20 protein-coding genes are annotated in these 23,461 nt (G+C 34.0%); 13 read left to right on the plus strand and 7 right to left on the minus strand.

Features of this window, described 5'->3' with window-relative positions; all coding sequences use genetic code 11:
- Positions 1–46: 46 nt before the first annotated feature.
- Entirely contained in the window at positions 47–247 is a 201-nt protein-coding gene (locus NJT12_RS07525; protein WP_271335263.1) for a hypothetical protein, read from the plus strand.
- Between the two features lie 42 nt (positions 248–289).
- Positions 290–862, plus strand: a complete 573-nt coding sequence (locus NJT12_RS07530) for a pentapeptide repeat-containing protein (protein ID WP_271335264.1) — start codon at positions 290–292, stop codon at positions 860–862.
- Positions 863–1,039: 177 nt separating this feature from the next.
- Here NJT12_RS07530 and NJT12_RS07535 read toward each other — a convergent pair whose 3' ends face one another.
- The 4 genes from NJT12_RS07535 to NJT12_RS07550 form a co-directional block, all read right to left on the minus strand.
- Positions 1,040–2,602, minus strand: coding sequence for a DUF5123 domain-containing protein (locus tag NJT12_RS07535; RefSeq protein WP_271335265.1), 1,563 nt, complete (start codon positions 2,600–2,602; stop codon positions 1,040–1,042).
- Between the two features lie 28 nt (positions 2,603–2,630).
- Positions 2,631–4,433 (minus strand): RagB/SusD family nutrient uptake outer membrane protein, encoded by a 1,803-nt coding sequence (locus NJT12_RS07540; RefSeq protein WP_271335266.1) that lies wholly within the window; start codon positions 4,431–4,433, stop codon positions 2,631–2,633.
- Between the two features lie 17 nt (positions 4,434–4,450).
- Positions 4,451–7,693, minus strand: a complete 3,243-nt coding sequence (locus NJT12_RS07545; RefSeq protein ID WP_271335267.1) for a SusC/RagA family TonB-linked outer membrane protein — start codon at positions 7,691–7,693, stop codon at positions 4,451–4,453.
- 626 nt (positions 7,694–8,319) lie between these two features.
- Positions 8,320–9,486, minus strand: a complete 1,167-nt coding sequence (locus NJT12_RS07550) for an MFS transporter (RefSeq protein WP_271335268.1) — start codon at positions 9,484–9,486, stop codon at positions 8,320–8,322.
- A 102-nt stretch (positions 9,487–9,588) separates the two neighbouring features.
- Here NJT12_RS07550 and NJT12_RS07555 point away from each other — a divergent pair, with 102 nt between their 5' ends.
- From NJT12_RS07555 to NJT12_RS07570, 4 genes are all read left to right on the plus strand, one after another.
- Positions 9,589–10,422, plus strand: a complete 834-nt coding sequence (locus NJT12_RS07555; RefSeq protein ID WP_271335269.1) for an AraC family transcriptional regulator — start codon at positions 9,589–9,591, stop codon at positions 10,420–10,422.
- Between the two features lie 123 nt (positions 10,423–10,545).
- Positions 10,546–10,881 (plus strand): hypothetical protein, encoded by a 336-nt coding sequence (locus NJT12_RS07560; protein WP_271335270.1) that lies wholly within the window; start codon positions 10,546–10,548, stop codon positions 10,879–10,881.
- A gap of 164 nt (positions 10,882–11,045) precedes the next feature.
- Positions 11,046–11,576 (plus strand): DUF3347 domain-containing protein, encoded by a 531-nt coding sequence (locus NJT12_RS07565; RefSeq protein WP_271335271.1) that lies wholly within the window; start codon positions 11,046–11,048, stop codon positions 11,574–11,576.
- A 2-nt stretch (positions 11,577–11,578) separates the two neighbouring features.
- Entirely contained in the window at positions 11,579–12,139 is a 561-nt protein-coding gene (locus NJT12_RS07570; RefSeq protein ID WP_271335272.1) for an AraC family transcriptional regulator, read from the plus strand.
- Positions 12,140–12,182: 43 nt separating this feature from the next.
- On the opposite strand, the gene NJT12_RS25130 is transcribed toward NJT12_RS07570, so the two are convergent.
- Both NJT12_RS25130 and NJT12_RS25155 read right to left on the minus strand, forming a co-directional pair.
- The gene (locus NJT12_RS25130) at positions 12,183–12,383 is read right to left on the minus strand and encodes a Txe/YoeB family addiction module toxin (protein ID WP_414655388.1); all 201 of its coding nucleotides are present in this window, start codon (positions 12,381–12,383) and stop codon (positions 12,183–12,185) included.
- A 55-nt stretch (positions 12,384–12,438) separates the two neighbouring features.
- Entirely contained in the window at positions 12,439–12,540 is a 102-nt protein-coding gene (locus NJT12_RS25155) for a hypothetical protein (protein WP_414655385.1), read from the minus strand.
- 345 nt (positions 12,541–12,885) lie between these two features.
- Between NJT12_RS25155 and NJT12_RS07575 the strand changes: the two genes are divergently transcribed.
- Both NJT12_RS07575 and NJT12_RS07580 read left to right on the plus strand, forming a co-directional pair.
- The gene (locus NJT12_RS07575) at positions 12,886–15,426 is read left to right on the plus strand and encodes a heavy metal translocating P-type ATPase (protein WP_271335273.1); all 2,541 of its coding nucleotides are present in this window, start codon (positions 12,886–12,888) and stop codon (positions 15,424–15,426) included.
- 8 nt (positions 15,427–15,434) lie between these two features.
- Complete coding sequence (locus tag NJT12_RS07580; protein WP_271335274.1) at positions 15,435–17,687, plus strand: multicopper oxidase domain-containing protein; 2,253 nt, start codon at positions 15,435–15,437, stop codon at positions 17,685–17,687.
- Between the two features lie 495 nt (positions 17,688–18,182).
- Here the strand turns inward: NJT12_RS07580 and NJT12_RS07585 are convergent, their stop codons facing one another.
- On the minus strand, positions 18,183–18,635 hold the full coding sequence (locus tag NJT12_RS07585) for a DUF4442 domain-containing protein (RefSeq protein WP_271335275.1): 453 nt from the start codon (positions 18,633–18,635) through the stop codon (positions 18,183–18,185).
- Positions 18,636–18,866: 231 nt separating this feature from the next.
- Here NJT12_RS07585 and NJT12_RS07590 point away from each other — a divergent pair, with 231 nt between their 5' ends.
- The 5 genes from NJT12_RS07590 to NJT12_RS07610 all read left to right on the plus strand — a co-directional run bounded on the left by NJT12_RS07590 (position 18,867) and on the right by NJT12_RS07610 (position 23,211).
- Positions 18,867–19,346, plus strand: a complete 480-nt coding sequence (locus NJT12_RS07590) for a DUF4870 domain-containing protein (RefSeq protein ID WP_271335276.1) — start codon at positions 18,867–18,869, stop codon at positions 19,344–19,346.
- 150 nt (positions 19,347–19,496) lie between these two features.
- Positions 19,497–19,829 carry a PadR family transcriptional regulator gene (locus NJT12_RS07595; protein WP_213259014.1) on the plus strand — a complete coding sequence of 111 codons (333 nt, stop codon included), beginning with the start codon at positions 19,497–19,499 and terminating at the stop codon, positions 19,827–19,829.
- A 3-nt stretch (positions 19,830–19,832) separates the two neighbouring features.
- Positions 19,833–21,554 (plus strand): PspC domain-containing protein, encoded by a 1,722-nt coding sequence (locus NJT12_RS07600; protein ID WP_271335277.1) that lies wholly within the window; start codon positions 19,833–19,835, stop codon positions 21,552–21,554.
- Positions 21,555–21,557: 3 nt separating this feature from the next.
- The gene (locus NJT12_RS07605) at positions 21,558–22,292 is read left to right on the plus strand and encodes a head GIN domain-containing protein (RefSeq protein WP_271335278.1); all 735 of its coding nucleotides are present in this window, start codon (positions 21,558–21,560) and stop codon (positions 22,290–22,292) included.
- An 85-nt stretch (positions 22,293–22,377) separates the two neighbouring features.
- Positions 22,378–23,211, plus strand: a complete 834-nt coding sequence (locus NJT12_RS07610; protein WP_271335279.1) for a GIN domain-containing protein — start codon at positions 22,378–22,380, stop codon at positions 23,209–23,211.
- Positions 23,212–23,461: the final 250 nt, after the last annotated feature.

Genomic DNA, 23,461 nt, shown 5'->3' on the forward strand with positions numbered 1-23,461 from the left:
ATTGAGAAGCATTTATTGAAATTTGCCAAGTAAAAAAAAGCAAGTTATGATTTATGTTTTTAAAACTTCCGTTGATACAAAATCGAAATTAGAATTCGCAAACGTGTTACTCGAACAATTGCTTCCAGATGCTTTATGGAATTTTGATCTTGAGGATTGCGATAATATTTTAAGAATTGACAGCGACGCTGATATAAATGAAATGGCATTGAAAAATGACATTTTTGATTGTATCGAACTAGAATAAATTGCTTTACAAACACTTCTTTTTAAACCTTAGCTTATTAATATGGAAACGGCATTGCATCAGAACAAAACATTTGACACTATTGATTACTCCGATCAGAAACTATCAGATAACGAATTTGTAAATTGTGAATTTATCAATTGTAATTTCTCGAAAAGTGATTTCAGTTATATCGATTTTTTGGACTGTACTTTCAAGAACTGTAATCTTTCGCTTTCTACCTTAAAAGGTACAGGATTAAAAAACATTAAATTTATTGGCTGCAAATTAATGGGGCTTGACTTTAGTGCCAGTAACAGCTTTTTATTTTCGATGAATTTTCAGGATTGTCTTCTGGATTATTCCACTTTTATTTACAAAAAACTGAAGAAAACAAACTTCATTGATTGCTCTCTTAAAGATGTCGATTTCTCGAACACTGATTTGTCTTTGGCCATTTTTAAAAACTGCGATTTGGCGAACGCTACTTTTCAGGATTGTGTATTAGAGAAAACAGACTTTCGCTCTTCCAGAAATTATGCCTTTGATCCCTCTGAAAATAAAATAAAAAGAACCAGAGTTTCTCAAACGGCACTTGCCGGTTTATTAGAAAAATTTGATCTGGATATTGAGTAAGAATTCCGCTAAGAAGACACACGGATTTTTATAGATTCAAACAGATTTTATTTTTACTGAAACCTTTATAGAAGTAGTAAATATTATTGATACTTTATAACAGCATTTAGTTGTATAAAAAAAGGGATGCAGTTCAAAAAAACTGCATCCCTTTTTAACTAACTCTATAAAAATTTCTTATTTAATCCAACGTGGATCTCCTACTTTATTATCTTTTAATGTTTGATTACCTAGAGTAAAATCTCCGGTAGCAGCACTAGCAAATTGAGGATTTAATGCCGTTCCGGCAGTATCCGATTTAAGAGGTGACACAGGACTAGCCTGATTAAGGGTAGCTGCATTGAAATAATTATTATTAGAAAATGTTGGTGCATTTGTTGTCGCTTGATTGATATATCTTGCAATTGTTTCTGCAAATAATGAGTTACGGACAATTGTAGCATTACTGGCAAAACGAATATATAGAATTTGATATCCACTAGCTGCAATTGTATTAGTAACGCCATAGAAAGTACAACTATCAATTAAGGTATTTGTTGTAAGTCCAGTCCCAAATGAAGTTGTAGCATCTTCTCTAATAAAAGCTCTTGTTGAGGCACAATTGTTAAATGTACTTTTTGTCAGAGTAATATTAGCCACATAACCAACTCTAAAATCAATAAACTCTCCTGTTGCTGCAGTATCGATATTTGTAAGTTCTGAATTGTCTACAGTAATTGATTCAATCTTAGCTCCAATTGCACTTCCTGCAATAGCAAACGAACCAAGATAATCATAAATTTTACATCCGCTAACTAATAGTTTACCATATGTACCACTTTGATTGTATCTTACAAAATCTGTTTGAGTTTTTTCACCATTAAAATTTAAATCGATTAAACTTACATCGGTAACACCTGGATTGAATGTAAATCTTACATATAATTTCGGTTTATCAGAAACCCTTAACCCTCTAATTGTTATAGGTTTACTCAACACGATTTCCCCTTTAAAAACGGTATAATCTCCTGGCATTAATACCAAAACAGAACCAGCAGGTGCATCTGCTATTTTAGCATTTAAGTCGTCTTCTGGTTTAACCAAAATACCTGTTCCTATATCGATTCCGGTAGTAAAAGTTCTAACACCTCTTGTCTTAGTTCCGTTTATCAAAGTTGCGGTATAAGCAGTTTCACTTGTTAGACCTGATACTATAGCAACTCCCGCTATTTTTTCCGCTGGAGTTATCGTATGAATAAGATTTCCGGGATTAGAAGTAATTTGTGTTACAGCACTATTTGGAGTCCATCTTAGTGTAACTTGCTTTGCCTCAATATCAGCATCAGCAACAGGAAATAAAATTTGCTCAGAAAGTGTAGTTGCAGTTGCAACTGTCCACTTAGAATCTGCTAATCCGGTTGTAATTGCTTTTACTCGTATTGAATAAGTTGTTTCGCCTTCCAGCTGAACTGTTAATGGCAATTGAGACCCCGTAACTTGTACCGTTTTATAAATCACTTTAAAATCTATATCATCTGCACTAAATTCTACTGTATAATGATCCGCTGCCGGATTCACTGTCCAGTTAAGTTCGACAAATGTCTGATTTTTTACTTTTGCTGTTAGAGCGATTGGAGAAAATTCTCTTGTATTGCCTATACCGTCTAACAATCCCTCATTATAACTTTCGCAGCCTGAGACTGCAAATGCAAGTACTAATGTGGCTATTAATCCTTTAAGCATATGTTTTGTTTTCATCATAATAACTTTATTAATTTTTTCTAAGATCTTAATAACCGTAATCATTTTTTAATTGATTGTTGCTTCCATCAATAAACACTTGCCATATTGGCCAGAATTGTCTGTTATCAGGATTCACGCCTGGTTTGTACAATGAATTTATCTTAGCATCTGCTGCTGTTCCTGTCCATGTCCAGGTAGCAGATGAATATAGTGCTCCCGGATTTGTTGTTTCTCCTCTGTTTAATCCGTAGATATCAAGAGAAACATTATCAGCTTTATATTTATAGTACAAGGTTGTCGGTATATCAGCATATTCACCTGTTCGAGCTGACAGATTTGTCATTTTTTGTTTTGCCAGATCCAATTTTACTTTCAGCAAATTCCAACGAATAAGTGCTTGCTTACGCTCCATTTCTCCGGTAAACTCAAATTTATTTTCTTCAACGATTGCATTCAGCATTGCCTCTTTACTAGTAATATCATTTACATATTGATCTACTTTAACAGCTTGTGCTGCTGCAGGGAATGCTCTTCTGCGAATTTCTTTCAGATAAGGTGCAGCTGCACCCGGACCTTCTAATTCGTTAGCTGTTTCAGCAGCAATTAAAAGTACTTCTGCATAACGCATGTACATTTTATTTACACCATCATCATTGGTAGAAGTCACATAACGTTTCATCCATTCGTAACGGTATTTACCAAAATACCACGTATCTAGCGTGTTTAACTCTTGTTTAGCAATATTATTAACCGCTGCACCATATTTATAAGGCACACAAGTAACATCTCTACGGGCATCAGCCTGGTCATAGTCATAAAAAACAAATGGTAATGGACCTGCTACACCACCGCGATTGGCTCCATTAGCTTGAAATTGATCACTGGCTGCTGTGTGTTTTACAGCGAAAGTAAACAGCATTCTACCACGTCCGTCAGCAAAAGGAAGCTCCCAAAGAGATTCTCCTCCGGCAGTAGTATTTTCTTCATTGTATTTTCTCCACAATCCCTCAAAAGTAGATTCTAAACGAGCTGCACCACTTTGAATCACTTCACGAGATTCTCTTAATGCCAATCCATACATATTACCCACTGAAAGTTCCGGATCTGTACTTCTTCTTACTCCGTCAGGATATTGCTGAAAACCACTTGAAACCAAAGCCAAACGTGCTCTAAATGCTTTTACAAAAGCTTTATTTATATGCTCTACTGTACTTGTATATGCAGTTTCGTTAGGCCATGCCACTAATGTTGATGCTTCTCCTAGATCTGTAATTAATTGTTTGTAAAGAATGTCTCTACTTGATTTAGGCAAATATAAAGTTGCAGAAGTAATAGGTTCAAAACGAGCCGGAACATCTCCCCATGCTTTAATTAAATCAGCATAGTAAATAGCTCTAAGCGTTAAAGCTTCTCCTAATAATTGCCCCATTTCTGTTCCCGGCAAAGGATTTCCGTACTGACGTAAACCTTTAATACAAATATTAGCACGCTCAATACCTGAGAACATCATTGAATAAGCATTATTGGTAGTATTCATCTCTGTATTGCTTGGCTTTGTATCGTAAACACACAAATCTGCCTTATCCCCTGCTGTTTGCGAAGTAGCATACCATTCTACATCTGTGTTTAATCCGTAATAAGGTAAAAAACGTCCTCTGTAAGAGTTAGTCTCGGCAAATGGTACTTTTATTCCATCAATAGCTCCTTTTGCAAGTCCGGCTGTAGAGAAAATTACAGACGCGTCTAATGTTGATTGTGCAGGTGCTTCTAAATAGTCGTCTTCAAATTGTTGGCAAGAACTGAATAAACCAGAAATAATCAATCCTGCTATTATTATTTTATGTTTCATTTTGTGATAATTTAAAATTAGAAATTAAGATTCATCCCAAAAACCATTTGTCTGCTTCTTGGATAAGGACTTGAATCAACCCCAGGTGTCAATGGATTTTTTCTTTTCGTTGACACTTCCGGATCAGAACCTGAGTAGTTTGTCCAGACAAAAACATTAGTTGCTGTCAGATAAAATCTTAATTTAGAAACTCCAAGTTTAGATGTAAACATCTGAGGGGCTGTATACCCTAATGTTAAAGTATTCAATCTTAAAAACGACGCGTCCTCAACAGCCCAATCAGTAAGAATAGCACTTCTCATATATGGCGACCACATCGTGGTATTAGCATTAAGAGCTGTTAATGCAGCAGGATCTGTTACTAACTGGCCAGAAACAGGATCTAAATTTGTCCATCTCTGTCCATCAGCCATAGTAGAATTTAAATTTTTGTACTTTCCTGAAGCAGTGGCTGTCGAAAACTCGATTTTATCAGCATTGTAGATGTCATTTCCAATACTCCAGTTAAAAGCTGCCATTAAATCAAAACCATAAGCATTTCCGTTGATAATAAAACCACCATAACTTTTAGGATTAACATTACCAATAACTGTTTTATCATTTATATCTACTTTACCATCTCCATTAACATCTTTCAATTTCATATCTCCGGGTTTAAGACCACTTCCGTCTCCTACTAGAGTGGTAGCAGTACTCATTACGCCACTTTTCAAAATATATTTTCCTCCCACAAAATCAAAGTCCGACACTTCGTATCTTCCATCATTTTTATAACCATACATAGACCCTAGAGAAGAATTAACCGCTACCTGATAATCATCTCCAATTTGTGAAGAAGCCCATCCTGTAGCCTGTCCAAAATTATCCATAACACCTAATGAGTTAATTTTATTCTTGTTTATTCCCATATTGAATGAAAAATTCAATCCGTATTTGGCTTTATCAATTGCAACAATATTTATAGTAGCCTCAAAACCTGTATTTTGTGTTTCACCCATGTTACGATATTGATAATCGTATCCGGATCCAGGAACTAAAAAGTTAATTAATAAATCACTTGTAATATTTTTATAGATATCAAAAGTACCGCTCAAGCGATTTTTGAAAAATCCAAAATCCAAACCAACATTTTGGGTAACTGTTGTTTCCCATTTCAATTCAGGATTAGGCATTGTTTTAGAAGGTGCCCAAATACTGGTAACGCCATTGATCCATGTTGTTGGTGTTGATTGAAAAATTTGAACTTGTTGTCCAACTGGTATGTTATTATTTCCTGCTTCACCATAACTGGCTCTTACTTTTAAAAGATTCATCCAGGTTTTATCTTTTAGAAAATTCTCTTCAGAAATTTTCCATCCCGCTGCAAAAGCCGGGAAATATCCCCAACGATTCTCTTTTAAAAATTTACTTGACCCATCTGCACGAAATGTAGCTGTTAATAAGTAACGGTTTTTGTAGTCGTAATTGGCACGTCCAAAAAACGACAATAATTTATCATCAGGGCTGTAATAATTATCTATTGATTGTGGTGTTCCTTGTGTTGTTAATTTTTTTGCCTGATCAAAATCAAAAAATACAGGGTATCCATGAATCGTATTTGTTACAGTATTAGAAGTATATTCAATACTTTCCTGTCCTAAAAGAGCACTCAAATGATGATTTCCACCCATTATTTTTTTGAAATCATAATTCAATGTATTTGCATTTCTAAAACGTCTGTCTTTAGTATCGCTCATAATCATCGCAGGCATATTTTGCAATGGTCCTACAGGAGCGTTAGCAATATAATAAGTAGTTAATCCGTAAAAACGATAATCCAGATTGTTAAAATTATCCAGACCTAAATCTACTTTCAATTTTAAATTTTCTGCAAGCTCCCATCCAAAACTACCTAACATATTATAGTTCTTACGAAACTGTTGACGATCATTGTCTGCAACAGATGTTAAAGGATTTATCAATACATCTGAACCGTCTCCGGATGTATCATCTGAAGTTAAACCTGGTACCGGAAGTGGCGCATAACCAACAATAGTACGCATACGTGAATCTGATGAAGATTTTTCGTTTTGCTCATTTACACCACCACCATCAATTTCAGTATCTGAATAGCGCACCGTAAAAGCGACATCAATCTTATCTGTTATTTTACTTTTTAAAGCCAGGGAAAGGTTGTTACGTTTATAATTAGAACCTATCATAATCGCCTTTTCATCGTAATGAGCATAATTAAAATTATAATTAAGTTTATCAGTTCCTCCTCTGATTCCTAAATCACGACTTTGCACCTCTCCAGTACGTCCAAAAATTTGTTTTTGCCAATCATCTCCTTTTAAACCTTTGTACATATCGTGATCTTGCCAATTTCCAAAATACTTGGTATATGAAGTTGGATCAGAAGCTACTTTTGTCCCTGATTGCGAAAGCAGCGCATACTCGTATTGCCATTTAGTATAATCTTCCGGCGATAAAACATCAATTTCATTGGCCATCTTTTTCATACCATAAAACATGTTCAGACTTACTGCCATTTTACCATCTTTCCCGCTTTTAGTTGTAATGATAATTACCCCATTTGCACCACGTGATCCGTATATTGCAGTTGAAGCAGCATCTTTCAAAACCGTCATAGAGTCAATATCAGATGACGAAATATCATTCATATTATTTATAGGAAATCCGTCCACAATAATCAAAGGCGAAGCATCCTGAGTAAGAGAACCACCTCCACGAACTCTAATTTTTATATCAGCATCGGGAGAACCCTCTGATGAGGTTACCTGTACACCTGCAATACGACCTGTTAAGGCTTCAGCAACATTTGCCACCGGTACTTTTTTCAAATCGTTACCTGAAATAGTAGAGACAGCACCTGTTAAATCGCTTTTTTTCACAGTTCCGTATCCAACAACGACAACTTCATTTAGAGCATTTGAATCTTCAGATAAAACAACATCAACTTTAGTTTTTCCGTCAACGGCCACTTCTTTGGTTTTAAAACCTATAAAAGAATAGGTTAATACAGCTTTTGAACTGGTAAGCTTTATTTTATAATGCCCGTCAAAATCTGTAGAAGTTCCATTTTTAGTTCCTTTTTCTAATATATTAACACCCGGTAAAGTGAGTCCTGCAGCATCTTTAACGGTTCCTTCAAGTGTTACTGTCTGCGCATTCATTTGATGGCTCGTCAGTAAACACAATAAGAAAACAACTGCAAAGCAACAATTTGCTCCTTTGTTAAATAAATCTTTAAAATTCATGGTTAATTGTTTAAGTTATTAATTAGTTTTTTGTTTTTAAGTGGTTTTTTGTGGTCATTCTAAGTATGCTCTTTCAACTTTTATTTTACTGTTAAAGTTTCATTTCTTCAGTTATACTGTGGGAATTTGCTTTTTTTAGAATATCTGTAAAGCCAAATATTTCATTCAATAAAAAAGTTGTAATCGATTACACAAACATAAATATTTTTTTGATACAAAAAATTAAAACTCATAAAAATTTCCTAAAATAAATAAAATATCAAAAATAAAAGCACTTTTTTATATGACATATGTAATTTAAGTTGCAAATAAATATTAAATATATTTTTAATATTTCGAAATTTGTTGCGATTTTCGAATTAAAACAATCGATTACACTAAAAGTATTTGCAATATTATTAAGTGTTGTTTTAACATTTAAAAAAGATAAAAATTTAAAAAATTTTTACTAAAGTGATGAAGATTTAAAACAATATGAAAGATCATAGAACTAATACATTTCAAAAAACCAGTACTATTCCTACGATTAAAACTTTAACCTAAAAAAGAATTAGGAACATAACACAAAAAAGCCCCCAAACAATTTTGTTTAAGGGCTTCTGTTATTTTAAAGAAGAATCTACATGTTAAGCACGCTGAAGCTGCAGATTACTTTTATGTTTTTGCATTAAAACAAACGTAATAATCATACCAAGGACAGCCATTGCAACGCCAATAAGATTTGGGGACGCGTAACTATATCCCGCTGCCAAAGGTAATCCTCCCAGAAAAGCTCCCAAAGCATTACCAATATTGAAGCTTCCCTGCAATGCTGCCGAAGCAATCATTTCTGCATCTTTAGCAGTTTTAATCATTAACATTTGAATAGGTGCAATAACTGAGAAAGAAATCGCTCCGGTTAAAAAAGTAAGGAATAACGATATATATTGATTTGAAGAGAACAGATAAACCAAAATCAAATCAATTGACATTACAAATAATAAAGCTAATACTGTTGGTGCAGGCGAATATTTATCGGCTAGTTTACCGCCTAAAAAGTTTCCTACTACCATTCCCAAACCGGCTAGAATCAAAATATACGAAACATCCTCGGCAGAAAATTTAGACACATTTATCAATAAAGGTGCGATATAACTAATCCAGGCAAACAACCCACCAAATCCTATAGCGGTAATCCCGATGATTAACCAGGCTTCTGTTTTCTTAAAAAACAGTAACTGCGTTTTCATATTTACATTTTGATCTTTCTCCAGATTTGGCATCCATAAAGAGATAAACAAAAAGGTTAGCAAACCTACAACAGCAATTAATATAAAGGTATAACGCCATATAAAATTGTGTCCTATATAAGTACCAATAGGTACACCTATTAAATTAGCCAGTGTTAAACCTGAAAACATGATTGCAATTGCCTGCGCTTCTTTGCCTTTATCAGCCAAACGGCTGGCAACTACAGCACCAACGCCAAAAAAGGCTCCGTGTGGTAAACCGGAAAGAAATCTGGACGCGAATAAAAAATTATAGGTAGGTGCAATAATCGAAAGCGCATTAAAAACAGTTAACATCAAAGCTAATATCAGAAGCATTTTTTTTGGAGCAAGATTTCTCCCTAAGATTACTAATAAAGGAGCTCCAATAACAACTCCAATGGCATAAGCAGAAATTAAATATCCTGCAACGGGAATCGAAACATTCATATCTGAGGCTATATCCGGCAACAAACCCATCATAACAAACTCGGTAATACCGATTGTTAAACCTCCTAATGAGAGTGCAATAAGACTTTTTTTCATTTGTTTTTATAAGAAAGGAATAGATTTTCTATGGTGCAAATTTAAGACCGTTCTGCTTAAAATAAATTGTACATTTGTGATATAAACTTGTAAATTTAGGTTATGCCAAAATTAAATCAATTCAAAACCCTGGTTATTGATGAATTTGAAGATGAAAAATTTCACCTTCCACCACACACGCACACTTATTATGAAATTATTTATATAAAAAAAGGAAGTGGAGTCCATCACCTGAACAACAACTTGCTACCTTATAAATCGGGTGATCTGTTTGTGATTTCGCCAGAAGACGAACACTATTTTGACATAAAAAAATCAACCCGATTTTTCTATATTAAGTTTACTGACAATTATTTTAACTCAAAGCAAAACCTTACCTGCGATGAATTTTTAATTCATACTCCGGAAAGTTTCATGAGGGACAAAACACTAAAAGAAACGGTTCTAAAATTAGACGATCCCTGCAAAACAATATTAAAAAACACAATCGAAAATATTGCTGCCTATAACTGCAAAACCGATGTTTCGACCTCGCCTATTGTATTTTATCAAATTCTTTCGATTTTTGGATTAATCAAGGAAACTATGCGCGGTATGAATCTTGTCGTAAAAGGAAATTCTATCGATAACGAACAAATCACTTCATACATTCATCAGAATATTTATCAGCCAAAATTAGTTCAGATAAAAGTTATTGCGAATCATTTTAATATTGCCGAAACGTATTTTAGTGCTTATTTTAAAAGAACCTTTACAATTAATTACCGCGATTATATTCACAATCTAAGAACTACCTTAATCGAAAAACGAATTCACAACAATCAATTGCCTATTAAACAAATAGCATACGAGTTTGGTTTTACAGACGAAAGTCACTTATCTAATTATTTTAAAAAGAGAAAAAACATGAAACCAACGGACTTTAAAAAAACATAACATTCGAAATCTTAAATAAATAGCGGCTGTTAAAAAAAATATCTAAATTTGTATTATTAAATACCATTTTCATTGGCAAAAAAATTCCACATATTATTTCTGTTTATAACTTTTGGCTTCTTTATGATGTCAAATACGGGTTATGCATGTGGAAAAGCAGAAGAAAAAACTTCGTATGAAAAGAACACTACTTCAAAAAAGAATGTTGCTGATTCTTGTCAAAAAGACTGTTGCAAAAAAAATCAGAATTCTAAAAAAGACCAACATGGCTGCAACAGAAAATGTGATCATTCCGGTTGTACAACTTCCGGCCTACTCTATAGTCTGGTAACTGCAAATGAATTTGAGTTCAATAATAATCTATTCAATTTCTCATTTGAGAAAACAACTCCCTATTATAAAAACATCAGTATTTCTGATGGGTTTACTTCTATCTGGTTACCGCCAAAAATAAATTAATTCTATTTCTGACAGCCATAATTACGTTTTGCCAAAAGACATCAAGGTTCAAGAAAAAAAACAGTCCTTTGTATCCCTCTGTAACTTTACAGAGAATGACTTTTTATAAAGATTAAAATTATTTAACTTAGAGAAAAAAAATATTCTCTACAAAAACACATAAAATGAAAAAATCAATTTCAACTATAGCTGCAGCAATCGCCTTGTTATTTACTGCAAATTTCGTTCAGGCAAATACAATCAAAACAGAAACAACTGCAATCGAAGTTGCAGATTCAAGTCAATTGCAATCTGTTTATGATGCTTATTTTACAGTAAAAGATGCCTTAATTAAAAGTGATGCTAAGCTAACTTCAGCGAAAGCCACAGATTTATTGGCTGCAATTACTGCCATAAAAATGGATAAACTAAAAACTACAGAACACACCGCGTGGATCAAAGTGGTAAAAAAACTAACAGCTGATGCAAAAAGTATTTCAACTACAACAGATCTTAAAAAACAACGTGAGACTTTTAAATCACTTTCAAAAAACACATACGATTTAATTAAAGTTTCTAAATCTGATGTTGCCGTTTACAAACAATATTGTCCAATGGCAGATGCAGATTGGTTAAGCAAAGAAAAAGCAGTTAAGAATCCGTATTACGGTTCTTCAATGCTGACTTGCGGAAATGTGGTAGAAACTATTAAATAAATATGACTATCTACATCAAAAACATGGTGTGTGGTCGCTGTAAAATGGTTGTGAAGTCTGAGTTGGATAAACTCGGGCTTCAGACTGTTTCTGTTGAATTGGGTGAAGTAGAATTGCAAAATGACATTCCGGACAATTTAAAAGAAGTTTTACTTAAAAACTTACAAGATTTGGGTTTTGACTTTATTGATGATAAAAAAAGTAAGACTATAGAGAAAATAAAAAATCTTATTGTCGATTTAGTTCATCATAAGAACAATGAACTCAAAATTAATTTGTCTGATTATTTAGTCAAAAACCTCAACCAGGATTATAGCACGCTAAGTAATCTGTTCTCTGAAATTGAAAATACTACTATCGAGAAATATTTTATCAGTCAAAAAATAGAAAAGGTAAAGGAGTTATTACTTTACAATGAATTATCATTAAGCGAAATTGCCGATTTATTAAACTACAGTAATGTCGCGCATTTAAGCAATCAGTTCAAGAAAATCACGGGCTTTACACCTACGCATTATAAACAGTCGAAAGATAAAAAACGCATTCAGATTGAGAATTTATGAATCTGATTTCATAAAAAAAACGTGCTAAAATTTAGCACGTTTTCTATTTATCAGAATAATGTCCCATCGCAGAAATCACCACAACGGTAACCAGCTCTTCTTTAACTCTATATAAAAGTCTGTCTTTTTTATTTATTTCCCTTGACCATAATCCTGAAAGTTCATGTTTTAATGCCTCAGATTTTCCTACTCCTTCAAACGGATTTTCAATTAGTTCTTCTAATATCTTTGTAATCTTATTTATGCTGGAATGATTACCTGATTCAAATGTTTAGAAATATGCATTTGAGTTTCTGCAGTTATTTCAACCCTAAACTTCCCCATATATCATTTGGATCAAGTGTTATACTTTTAGATTTTCCACTATTATAATCTGCTTCTATCTTTTTTGTTTTTTCCACAAATTCAGGATTATATGGACTTTTTTCTTCTATTTCACACCTTTATTTGTAGCCGCCAACAACTTTGCAAGTTCAAGCAATGTTTTACCCGCTTTGGTTCGCTCGTTTATAGTTATCGTTGTCATAATCTTTATTTTTTTATTATTACTAAGACACAAAAATCATGCTATTTTATTACGATACAATTCTGTAAGTAAAAATATCACTATTTTTGTATACCCCACAAAATCAACCACTTTGAATCCTGAGAATTTCTAAATCTTACAAATCATTCTCAAAATTATACAACCCGAACTAATAGTTACTTCGGAACTTTGCATTGTAATACTTAAAAAAATAGAAACAATGACTCATCAATATGTAATTTCAGGAATGTCGTGCGATGGATGTCGTAAGAAAGTCGAAAAAACTTTGAATTCGATAGAAGGAATTCAGGCCGAAGTAACATTAGATCCTCCGTTGGCCACTATAACAATGGAAAAACATGTTCCGACTGAAAAATTTCAGAAAGTCCTGTCCGAAGCCGGAAAATATACTATTGAGATGACTAATTCTAAAAAAACTTCAGAACCTGCAGCTAAATCTTGTTGTTCAGGTGACAACAAAGAAAGTCATACTGGTCATCATGATAAAAAAGAATCAATTGCATCACATAATCATAATGCAACTGGCGTTTATTATTGTCCAATGCATTGCGAAGGAGATAAAACATATAACAAACCCGGAGATTGTCCGGTTTGCGGTATGGATTTAGTGCAGCAAGTTGCCATTAATGTTGCGCAATTTACTTGCCCGATGCATCCGGAAATTGTTTCGAACGAACCGGGAGATTGCCCAATTTGCGGTATGGATCTGGTACCCATGCAAGCCTCTGAAAACCAAGAGAACAAAACCTACACCGACTTATTAAAGAAGATGAAGATTGCTGTTCTATTTACGCTTCCTATCTTTATTATTTCGATGTCAGAAATGATTCCTAATAATCCTCTTTTTAAAATAATGCAAATTGAAAACTGGAATTGGGTTCAGTTCTTATTTACGCTTCCGGTACTTTTTTACGCAGGCTGGATGTTTTTTGTTCGTGCCTACAAATCAATCATCACATGGAACCTAAATATGTTTACCCTAATTGGGATTGGAACTGGTGTTGCCTTTCTATTTAGTATTGCGGGAATGTTTTTTCCTGATATTTTCCCTTCTGAATTTAAATCGCATCACGGTACCATTCATCTTTATTTTGAAGCTGCAACTGTTATTATAACTTTGGTTTTATTAGGACAATTATTAGAAGCTAAAGCTCACGGACAAACCAATGGCGCCATAAAAGCATTATTGAAATTAGCTCCAACCGAAGCAACTTTGGTCGAAAATGGAAATGACAAAGTAATCTCAATCCATAATATTAAAAAAGGAGATTTACTGCGTGTAAAACCGGGAGAAAAAATTCCGGTTGATGGAAAAATTACTACAGGGGAAAGCAGTATCGATGAAGCTATGATTACGGGAGAGCCAATTCCGGTTGATAAAAAAGTTGACGATACCGTAATTGCCGGAACCATAAACGGAACAAAATCGTTTGTCATGATTGCCGAGAAAGTGGGTTCAGAAACTTTGCTTTCGCAAATCATACAAATGGTAAATGACGCAAGCCGCTCACGTGCTCCAATCCAGAAATTAGCAGATCGCGTGGCCAAATATTTTGTACCAACCGTTGTCATTATTTCCATAATAACCTTTTTTGTCTGGGCAAAATTTGGTCCTGAACCCGCTTACATTTACGGACTGATCAATGCCATTGCGGTATTAATTATCGCTTGTCCCTGTGCTTTAGGATTAGCGACACCAATGTCTGTAATGGTTGGTGTGGGAAAAGGTGCGCAAGTCGGAATCCTGATAAAAAATGCCGAAGCACTAGAAAACATGAGCAAAATTGATGTTCTGATCACAGATAAAACCGGAACTATTACTGAAGGAAAACCATCTGTAGAAAAAATCTATGCCGTAAATAATAATGAAGACAATTTACTGCAAAATATCGCCTCACTTAATCAACATAGCGAACATCCTTTGGCACAAGCCGTAGTTAATTTTGCCAAAGCTAAAAATCAAACGATACTTGAAGTTCCGGACTTTGAAGCCATCGCCGGAAAAGGAGTTACAGGAACTGTCAATAACTCAAAAGTAGCGCTGGGAAATAAAAAATTAATGATCCAGGTTGGCGCTTCTATCTCTGATGCTATCGAAAACAAGATTGCTGCCGAACAAAATCTAGGTAAAACTGTTTCTTATATCGCAGTAGATAAAATTGTTTTGGGTTATGTAACCATCACAGATGCGATCAAAGAAAACAGTAAAAAAGCCATCAAAGAGTTAATCGATCAGGGCGTTGAGGTCATTATGATGACGGGCGATAATGGCAACACTGCCAAAGCTGTTGCGGATCATTTACATCTAAGCTCGTTTAAAGCTGATTGTCTTCCTGAAGATAAACTAAAAGAAATTCAGCGTTTGCAAGCCGAAGGCAAAATTGTTGCCATGGCTGGTGACGGAATCAACGACGCTCCTGCTTTGGCGCAAGCCAATATTGGAATCGCAATGGGAACCGGAACTGATGTCGCCATAGAAAGCGCCAAAATTACTCTTGTAAAAGGAGACTTGAACGGAATTGTAAAAGCTAAAAAACTAAGTTATAATGTGATGAAAAATATCAAACAGAACTTGTTCTTTGCTTTTATATATAATGTCTTGGGCGTTCCCATCGCAGCAGGTATTTTATACCCGGCATTCGGGATTTTGCTTTCACCAATGTTAGCGGCGTTAGCCATGAGTCTGAGCTCAGTTTCAGTAATTGTAAACGCTTTACGATTGAGAAATCTAAAACTTTAAAAATCAATATGAAACTATATACTATACTAATTGCCTTTTTGCTTGTTTTTAGTGCAAACGCTCAAAAAGTAGTTCGTTACGATTTGCACGTTCGCGATACGATTGTCAATTTTTCAGGAAAAGAAAAACGCGCTCTTATAGTCAACGGACAAATTCCGATGCCAACATTGACTTTTACCGAAGGTGATATTGCCGAAATTTATGTGCACAATGATTTAAAAAACGAAGATACTGCGCTGCATTGGCACGGGTTATTTTTACCAAATAAAGAAGACGGAGTTCCGTATTTGACCCAAATGCCAATAAAAGCAGGAACAACGCATAAATATTCTTTCCCGATTATCCAGAACGGAACGTATTGGTATCACAGCCATTCGGGTTTGCAGGAACAAATAGGTTTGTACGGACTTTTTATCATCAATAAAAAGAAAGACGATACTACTTTTAGAAAAGGGATTGACGATTTGCCAACTATTCCGGTTATTTTAAGCGAATGGACGGATTTGAAACCGGAGAATGTCCAACGAATGCTGCACAATGCCAACGATTGGTTTGCCATAAAAAAAGGAACTACTCAAAGTTATGCCGAAGCAATTAAGCACGGTCAGTTCTCGACAAAAATCACGAACGAATGGAAACGTATGAATGCCATGGATGTGAGTGATGTTTATTATGAAAAATTCCTGATTAACGGAAAAAATGAAGATCAGCTTTCACAATTTAAAGCAGGTGACAAAGTACGATTGCGAATTGCAAATGGTGGCGCTTCAAGTTATTTCTGGCTGACTTATGGCGGCGGAAAAATAAAAGTTGTATCCAGCGACGGTAATGATGTTGAACCTGTAGAAGTCGATCGATTAATTATTGCAGTCTCTGAAACCTATGATGTTGTGGTTACGATTCCGGAAGATCATAAAGCCTTTGCTTTTTTGGCTACAGCCGAAGACAGAACCGGATCAGCTTCTTTATTTCTGGGAGAAGGAACAAAACAGACTGTTTCGCATCTTCCAAAATTAAAGTATTTTGAAGGAATGAAAATGATGAACGGCATGATGAAGATGAACGGTGAAATGAATGATATGGGCATGAAGATGTCTTTGAACAAAATGGACATGAATGCTGTAATGTATCCTGAAATTTCCGGCAAAGACAAATCTATGAACATGGAAAATCACGCAGGTCACAATATGGAGGGCATGAAAATGGAGGATATGAAAATGCCAACTGATACTACAGAAACTGCCGAAATTACAACTCTGAATTACGGAATGTTAAAATCACCGACCCAGACAACGCTTCCAAAAGATGCACCTGTAAAGGAATTACGTTTCGAATTATCAGGTAATATGAATAGATATGTTTGGAGTTTAGACAATAAGGTGATTTCTGAAACGGATAAAATCTTAATCAAAAAAGGTGAAAACGTCAGGATTGTATTGTACAACGGATCGATGATGCGTCATCCAATGCATTTACACGGACATGATTTTAGGATTCTGAATGAACACGGTGATTATTCTCCGCTTAAAAATGTAATTGATATTATGCCAATGGAAACCGATACTATCGAATTTCAGGCGAATGCTGATGGCGACTGGTTTTTTCATTGTCACATCTTATATCATATGATGGCGGGAATGGGACGTATTTTTAGTTATGAAAACTCAGCTCCCAATCCGTTGATTCATGATCCGAAAATGGCCTACAAAATGCTAAAAATGGACGATCGAATGTTTCATTTTATGGCCGAAAATGATTTTGCGTCAAACGGAAACGATGGAGAAGCAATGTTAGGCAACACACGTTGGAGCATTGGTACGGAATGGAGATTAGGCTATAATGACAAGCACGGTTATGAAACTGAAACACATATTGGCCGATACATAGGCAAAATGCAATGGTTCATGCCTTTTATAGGTTTTGACTGGCGTTACAGAAAAATGGGAATAGACGAACAGGAACAAAATCTTTTTGGACAAACCAATACCAAAGACAATCGTTCGGTTTTTAGTGCTGGTATCGAATATACTTTGCCAATGCTCGTAAAAGCACAAGTAGAAGTTTTTACAGATGGAAACGTGCGAATAAAATTTGAAAGAAAAGACATTCCGCTTTCAAGACGTTTGCGAATGAACTTAATGTGGAATACAGATAAAGAATATATGGCGGGTCTAAAATATGTGGTTGCCAGAAACTTTGGGATTACAACACATTATGATAGTGATATGGGGGTTGGGTTTGGATTGAATCTTAATTATTAATTGTTTTGTAAACCATATACAATTGGATTACAAGCATAAGAAACAAAACCGGCTCCTAAAAAAGAGAAAGCTAGAAAAAAACCTGTTCTAAAAATCAAGTGACAAAGACAAAAAATGTTGCGCTAAAAAATAATCGTAACACGTATTTAAACAAAAAGGCTTCGAATAATTTGAAGGCACTGAAAAAGTAACCGTTTATCAAAAGAGGCTGTTTTCAAATACGAAAACAGCTTCTTTTTCTTTGATATCCTCGGATAGATGACGAAGAACACTTTCGTACAGACGATTCTCAGAGCCTCCATTTTATTTATAAAATTACCTTTTTAACTTTAAAGGACTTTTTCAGTGCCCTCAATAATTTCGAAGCCTTTTTTATGTTTTTTTTTCGCGACGAATTTTACTAATTTTCACGACAAAAAAACTATGCATCTAACTTTGAAAAAGTTATCCATTCAAAAATCTTTTTAATCCCTTTGATCTGTGATGAAAAAGAAACTATTTCAGCCTCACACTCCATTCAAAATCCATTTCAGAAACCTGAATGCCTTCTTCATTTGTTCCTATGGATTTCATCCAGAACGTTTGCCCCTCGCCCGTTGCAATTGTCTGTTTAATAGCATCGGCTATTAAATGTCCATCGTTACAAACGAATGTTATTCTTCCGGTTGCTTTTTTAGTAAAGTTTCCTTTATTATTGGCTACCAGCATCGAGATCTTTTTTCCGCTTTGCTGAATTTGGGAGATTACCAAAGCTCCTGTAGTTAACTCTGCTGCCATTGCCTGAACAGCAAAATACATCGAGTTAAAAGGATTCTGATTAATCCATCTGTGTTTTACACTTACCACGCATCTATCTTCGTCGATTGCCTTTACACGAACACCGCAAATGTATGCAGATGGTAATTTGAATAATACAAATTTGTTGAGTTTAGAAACTGATATTGCCATGATATTTATTTTTTTATGTAAAAATACAAAAAAACTATGCATGCACAATAACTTACAATTACTTTCCAAATACCTCAATAAAATCAAGTCTTCCGAATGATTTTCAGAACACTATAAGTTGATTTCAAATTTTAACTTTGTTAAAATTATGTTAATTTTAGGTACTATGCAAAACAAGATACTGTCTTTTAGATATATATTTGCATAAGAAAATACTATATACTTTTAATCATGGCAACAACAACACCACTCATCATGGAAACAACATCAGAAAAAAACATTGCAGCGTTTACGCATTTAAGCACTTTAAGCCAGTATATCATTCCGTTTGGGAATTATATTTTTCCAGTATTATTCTGGACAAGTTACAAAGACAAATCAGAATTTGTAAATCACCACGGAAAACAGGCATTGAATTTTCAATTAAGTATTTTGCTTTATACTTTAATTTTAGCCTTAATTGCAATACCCATCTTTCTAACTGTTTTTTTACAAAACATTCCTTTGGAAGCCGTTTTTAACGACGAAGATTTTATCATCAGAAATTTTAATTTTCAAGGAAACATCACATTATTAAGTATTGGGGCAACGGCAGTTTTACTTTTTGGATTATTAAAATTTGTTGAATTCTTTTTAGTGATTTACGCTTCGGTAAAAGCTTCAAACGGAGAATTATATAAATATCCGCTTACGATTCCTTTTATAAAGTAATTAGAGAAACGCTCAGTGTGACATAAAAAATTAAAAGTTATAGTTGGAACTTTTCAGGCAATCAACAAGAATAGTTTCGAAATCAATCATCAATCAATCATCATCAATCAAAAAACGAATTGTTCAATCTAAAAAAAACAAAATGAAATTATGAACATTGAAAACACAAAAGCACAGATGCGCAAAGGTGTTCTTGAGTTTTGCATCTTATCAGTATTAAAAGAAAAAGACGCATACACATCAGAAATATTAGACACTTTAAAAAACGCAAAATTACTAGTTGTTGAGGGAACTGTTTACCCACTTCTAACCAGGCTGAAAAACGACGGTTTGCTCAATTATAGATGGGAAGAATCGACATCAGGACCACCACGAAAATATTATGGATTAACCGAAATAGGACAAACATTTTTAAACGAACTTAACGGTACCTGGACAGAATTGTCTGATGCTGTAAATCTAATCACCAATCAAAATCAATAAGTCATGAACAAAACAGTAAATATTAACTTAGGCGGTATGGTCTTTCACATTGATGAAGATGCATATTTAAAATTGACACGCTATTTTGACGCTATAAAACGATCACTAAACAACTCGTCTGGTCAGGATGAAATTATTAAGGATATCGAAATGCGTGTTTCTGAATTATTAATCGAGAAACAAAAAAGCGACAAACATGTTGTAGGACTGAAAGACGTTGAAGAAGTGATTACAGTTATGGGGCAACCCGAAGATTATATTCTTGAAGACGAAGAAAAAACAAATCAGTCTTTTAATGATTATGGTAACAGAAAACATAAAAAATTATACCGTGACAAAGAAAAAGGTATGATTGGTGGTGTTGCAACCGGATTAGGTCACTACTTTGGAATTGATGCTGTCTGGATAAAAATCTTATTCTTAGTATTTGTTTTTGCAGGTTTTGGAACTGGAATTTTAGCTTATTTCGTTCTTTGGATCGTAACTCCGGAAGCGGTTACAACATCAGAAAAATTAGAAATGACTGGTGAACCGGTTACTATTTCGAACATTGAAAAAAAGGTACGTGAAGAAATTGAATCCTTATCTGATAAATTTAAAAACGCAGATTATGATGCAATGGGAAACCAGGTAAAGTCAGGAGCTGAGAGAATAAGTAGTTCATTTGGAGACTTTATTATGACTGTTTTTAAAATCTTCGCTAAATTTTTAGGCGTAATCTTAATCATGTCAGGACTAAGTATTTTAATCATGTTATTGATTGGAGTTTTTACTCTTGGAACTAATATCTTTATTGATTTCCCTTGGCAAAACTTCGTTGAAGCAGGAAACTTTACAGATTATCCTCTATGGTCATTTGGTTTATTAATGTTCTTTGCTGTTGGGATTCCGTTTTTCTTTTTGACACTTTTAGGTTTCAAATTGTTATCTCCAAACTTAAAATCAATTGGCAATATAACAAAGTATACTTTATTAGCCATCTGGATTATAGCAGTTGCCATTACTATTAGTATTGGAATTAAACAAGCGACTGAAATCTCATACGACAATAGATCACTAGAGAAAAAAATACTCAATATTAGTACAAAAGACACATTATTTGTAAAATTCAGATACAACGATTATTATGCAAAAGATCTTAATCATCATAGAGAATTTGAGTTTGTACAAGATTCAGCAAACAATCAATTAATCTACTCAAACGATGTTCGCTTGCATGTTTTGCGCACTGATGAAGCCGCTCCTTATATACAAATAGAAAAAACGGCAAGAGGAAATTCATTGTCATCTGCGAAACAAAGGGCGGAGAAAATTAACTACAAATATCAGATCAACGGAAATCATTTAGTTTTGGATAATTACTTCCTTACTGATGTAAAAAACAAATTTAGAGGTCAGGAAGTTGATGTATATTTGTACCTGCCCGAAGGTCAGTTATTCAAACCAGATACTTCTGTACAAGATTATGATGACTCAGAAAATGATTTTTTCAACTTGCACTTTAGCGGTAATTATAATTATAAAGTTGAAGGTTCAAAAATTAAATGTCTGAATTGCCCATCAAATGAAAATGACTATAATGATTCAGATGAGGAAAACGTAATTGAAAATGACAGCGTAAACGAAGTTTCAATTAAAATTAACGGAAAAGAAGTTTTAAACGGAAAAAAAACTAACGGCAGATTAACCACTGACAAAAACGGAGTTATAATTAAAATTAACTAAGCCATGATAAAAATAATCATTCATATTACGAAATTTCTTATTGCAACTATTACTGCATTATTGTTTGCCTCTTGTAATTTTAATGTGAACTCAATTGAAGGAAGCGGAAATGTTACAACTGAAAAACGAATCGTTAACGGAGATTTTACTAAAGTATCCGTAAGTAATGCCATCGATTTAGTAATTATACAATCAGATTCAACAGAAATCGTCGTTGAAGCTGATGACAATTTACAGAAAGAAATTATTACTACTGTTGAAAACGGAACTCTAATTGTAAAATGCAAATACAGCTCTTTTAGGGATATTACAAAGAAAACGGTAACTGTAAAAATGCCAAAAATCAACAAGCTGGAAGCATCAAGCGCTTCTAATCTGGTAAGCAAAGGGCTTCTTCAGGGCGAGGATATTGATATTGAAACTTCAAGTGCAGCGTCAATAGATATTAATTTGGAATTTGATAATATTTCTGCTGATTCCGGAAGCGGAAGTACAATTGACTTAAAAGGAAAAGCATTAAGACTCAAAGTTGCAGCATCTAGCGGTTCCGGCATAAACGCCAGTAAATTATTTGCAAATGAAGTTCATGCAGAGGCTTCAAGTGGTGCAAGCGTAAATGTGCATCCAATTGTAAGTTTAAAAGCGGAAGCCAATAGTGGAGCAAGTATTAATTACGACATTACACCTAAAACAATAGAGAAAACTTCGAATTCTGGAGGAAGTATCAGCCAGGGATAAACCCTATTAATCTGTTAAATATAAAAAAATCATTCATCGAAAGTGGATGATTTTTTTATATTTGTGAAAATCAAATCTAGAATTAATGAAAAAGAATACAGCCTTACTCCTATTATTATTGGTTACGACGCTAACTTTTGCTCAAAGAAGAGAAAAAATAAAAGGATCTAAAATCGTAACTACTTCAGTAAAAGAAGTAGGGGAATTTGATGGTATTGAAGCCGATGACAACTTGGAAGTTTACCTGGAAAAAGGAGAAAAAAACGAAATAAAAATTGAAGCCGACGATAATTTACATGATATTATCGGGATGGATTTAAGAGAAAAAGTCCTTCGCTTATACACTTCAAAAGAAAGTACAATTTATAAAAAACTAATCGTACGTGTTACTTATACCAACTCACTAAAACAAGTAATTGCTAAAAATGACGCTGTGATTTATGCGATACAAGAACTTCAGTTAGAGGATATCACTTTTAATACTTTTGATTTTTCGAAATTATTCCTGAATGTAAATTCAAAAAAATTCACATTATTTGCTGATGACAAATCCAAAACCGAATTGAATTTAAAATCAGAAGACGCTAATTTACAACTAAGCAAAAATGCGTCAATTAAAACATTAGTATCAGCAATAAAATTCAAATGCGATTTGTACCAGAAAGCTGTTGCTAATATTGAAGGAATTGCCGAAAAAGCAACGATTCGGTTAGACAACAATTCAATCTTTACAGGAACAAAATTTACTTTGAAAGAAGCTAATGTTACCGCTGAAAATTATGCAATTGGATCAGTTTTGGCAGATACTACAATTTCGATCGCTCTTGGAGACAAAGCAGAGCTTTCTCTTTTTGGAAGCCCGGTCATTACCCTGACTCGTTTTTCTGAAGAAGCAAAACTGATTAAGAAAATTAAGTAGTTTTTTTAGTCTCAGTTTTTAGTCACATTTTTCAGTCTCAGTTTATAGTCACAGTTTGCAGTGAGATCGCTTACAAAATAAAAAGTAGCTGTCTCAAAACTGAGTCAGCTACTTTTTTTTAATTTGTATTTTTATTAAGAATTTTGTAAATTTAATCAGTGTTAAGTAACTGATTATATATGAGATTCAAACATTATAACCAACAACAAACGGTACTTTTGCCTTATTCGTTTGATGATTTAATTCCACA

This window comes from Flavobacterium azizsancarii, assembly GCF_027980145.1.
Taxonomy (GTDB): Bacteria; Bacteroidota; Bacteroidia; order Flavobacteriales; family Flavobacteriaceae; genus Flavobacterium; species Flavobacterium azizsancarii.

What these genes read in the sequence shown, in the direction of transcription:
- NJT12_RS07590 (WP_271335276.1), top strand. Translation starts at nt 18,867, where the DNA reads ATGGCAACAACAACACCACTCATCATGGAAACAACATCAGAAAAAAAC.
- NJT12_RS07575 (WP_271335273.1), top strand. Translation starts at nt 12,886, where the DNA reads ATGACTCATCAATATGTAATTTCAGGAATGTCGTGCGATGGATGTCGT.
- NJT12_RS07550 (WP_271335268.1), bottom strand. Translation starts at nt 9,486, where the DNA reads ATGAAAAAAAGTCTTATTGCACTCTCATTAGGAGGTTTAACAATCGGT.
- NJT12_RS07540 (WP_271335266.1), bottom strand. Translation starts at nt 4,433, where the DNA reads ATGAAACATAAAATAATAATAGCAGGATTGATTATTTCTGGTTTATTC.
- NJT12_RS07545 (WP_271335267.1), bottom strand. Translation starts at nt 7,693, where the DNA reads ATGAATTTTAAAGATTTATTTAACAAAGGAGCAAATTGTTGCTTTGCA.
- NJT12_RS07530 (WP_271335264.1), top strand. Translation starts at nt 290, where the DNA reads ATGGAAACGGCATTGCATCAGAACAAAACATTTGACACTATTGATTAC.
- NJT12_RS07555 (WP_271335269.1), top strand. Translation starts at nt 9,589, where the DNA reads ATGCCAAAATTAAATCAATTCAAAACCCTGGTTATTGATGAATTTGAA.
- NJT12_RS07585 (WP_271335275.1), bottom strand. Translation starts at nt 18,635, where the DNA reads ATGGCAATATCAGTTTCTAAACTCAACAAATTTGTATTATTCAAATTA.
- NJT12_RS07580 (WP_271335274.1), top strand. Translation starts at nt 15,435, where the DNA reads ATGAAACTATATACTATACTAATTGCCTTTTTGCTTGTTTTTAGTGCA.
- NJT12_RS07560 (WP_271335270.1), top strand. Translation starts at nt 10,546, where the DNA reads ATGATGTCAAATACGGGTTATGCATGTGGAAAAGCAGAAGAAAAAACT.
- NJT12_RS07610 (WP_271335279.1), top strand. Translation starts at nt 22,378, where the DNA reads ATGAAAAAGAATACAGCCTTACTCCTATTATTATTGGTTACGACGCTA.
- NJT12_RS07565 (WP_271335271.1), top strand. Translation starts at nt 11,046, where the DNA reads ATGAAAAAATCAATTTCAACTATAGCTGCAGCAATCGCCTTGTTATTT.
- NJT12_RS07525 (WP_271335263.1), top strand. Translation starts at nt 47, where the DNA reads ATGATTTATGTTTTTAAAACTTCCGTTGATACAAAATCGAAATTAGAA.
- NJT12_RS07595 (WP_213259014.1), top strand. Translation starts at nt 19,497, where the DNA reads ATGAACATTGAAAACACAAAAGCACAGATGCGCAAAGGTGTTCTTGAG.
- NJT12_RS07600 (WP_271335277.1), top strand. Translation starts at nt 19,833, where the DNA reads ATGAACAAAACAGTAAATATTAACTTAGGCGGTATGGTCTTTCACATT.
- NJT12_RS07605 (WP_271335278.1), top strand. Translation starts at nt 21,558, where the DNA reads ATGATAAAAATAATCATTCATATTACGAAATTTCTTATTGCAACTATT.
- NJT12_RS07570 (WP_271335272.1), top strand. Translation starts at nt 11,579, where the DNA reads ATGACTATCTACATCAAAAACATGGTGTGTGGTCGCTGTAAAATGGTT.
- NJT12_RS07535 (WP_271335265.1), bottom strand. Translation starts at nt 2,602, where the DNA reads ATGATGAAAACAAAACATATGCTTAAAGGATTAATAGCCACATTAGTA.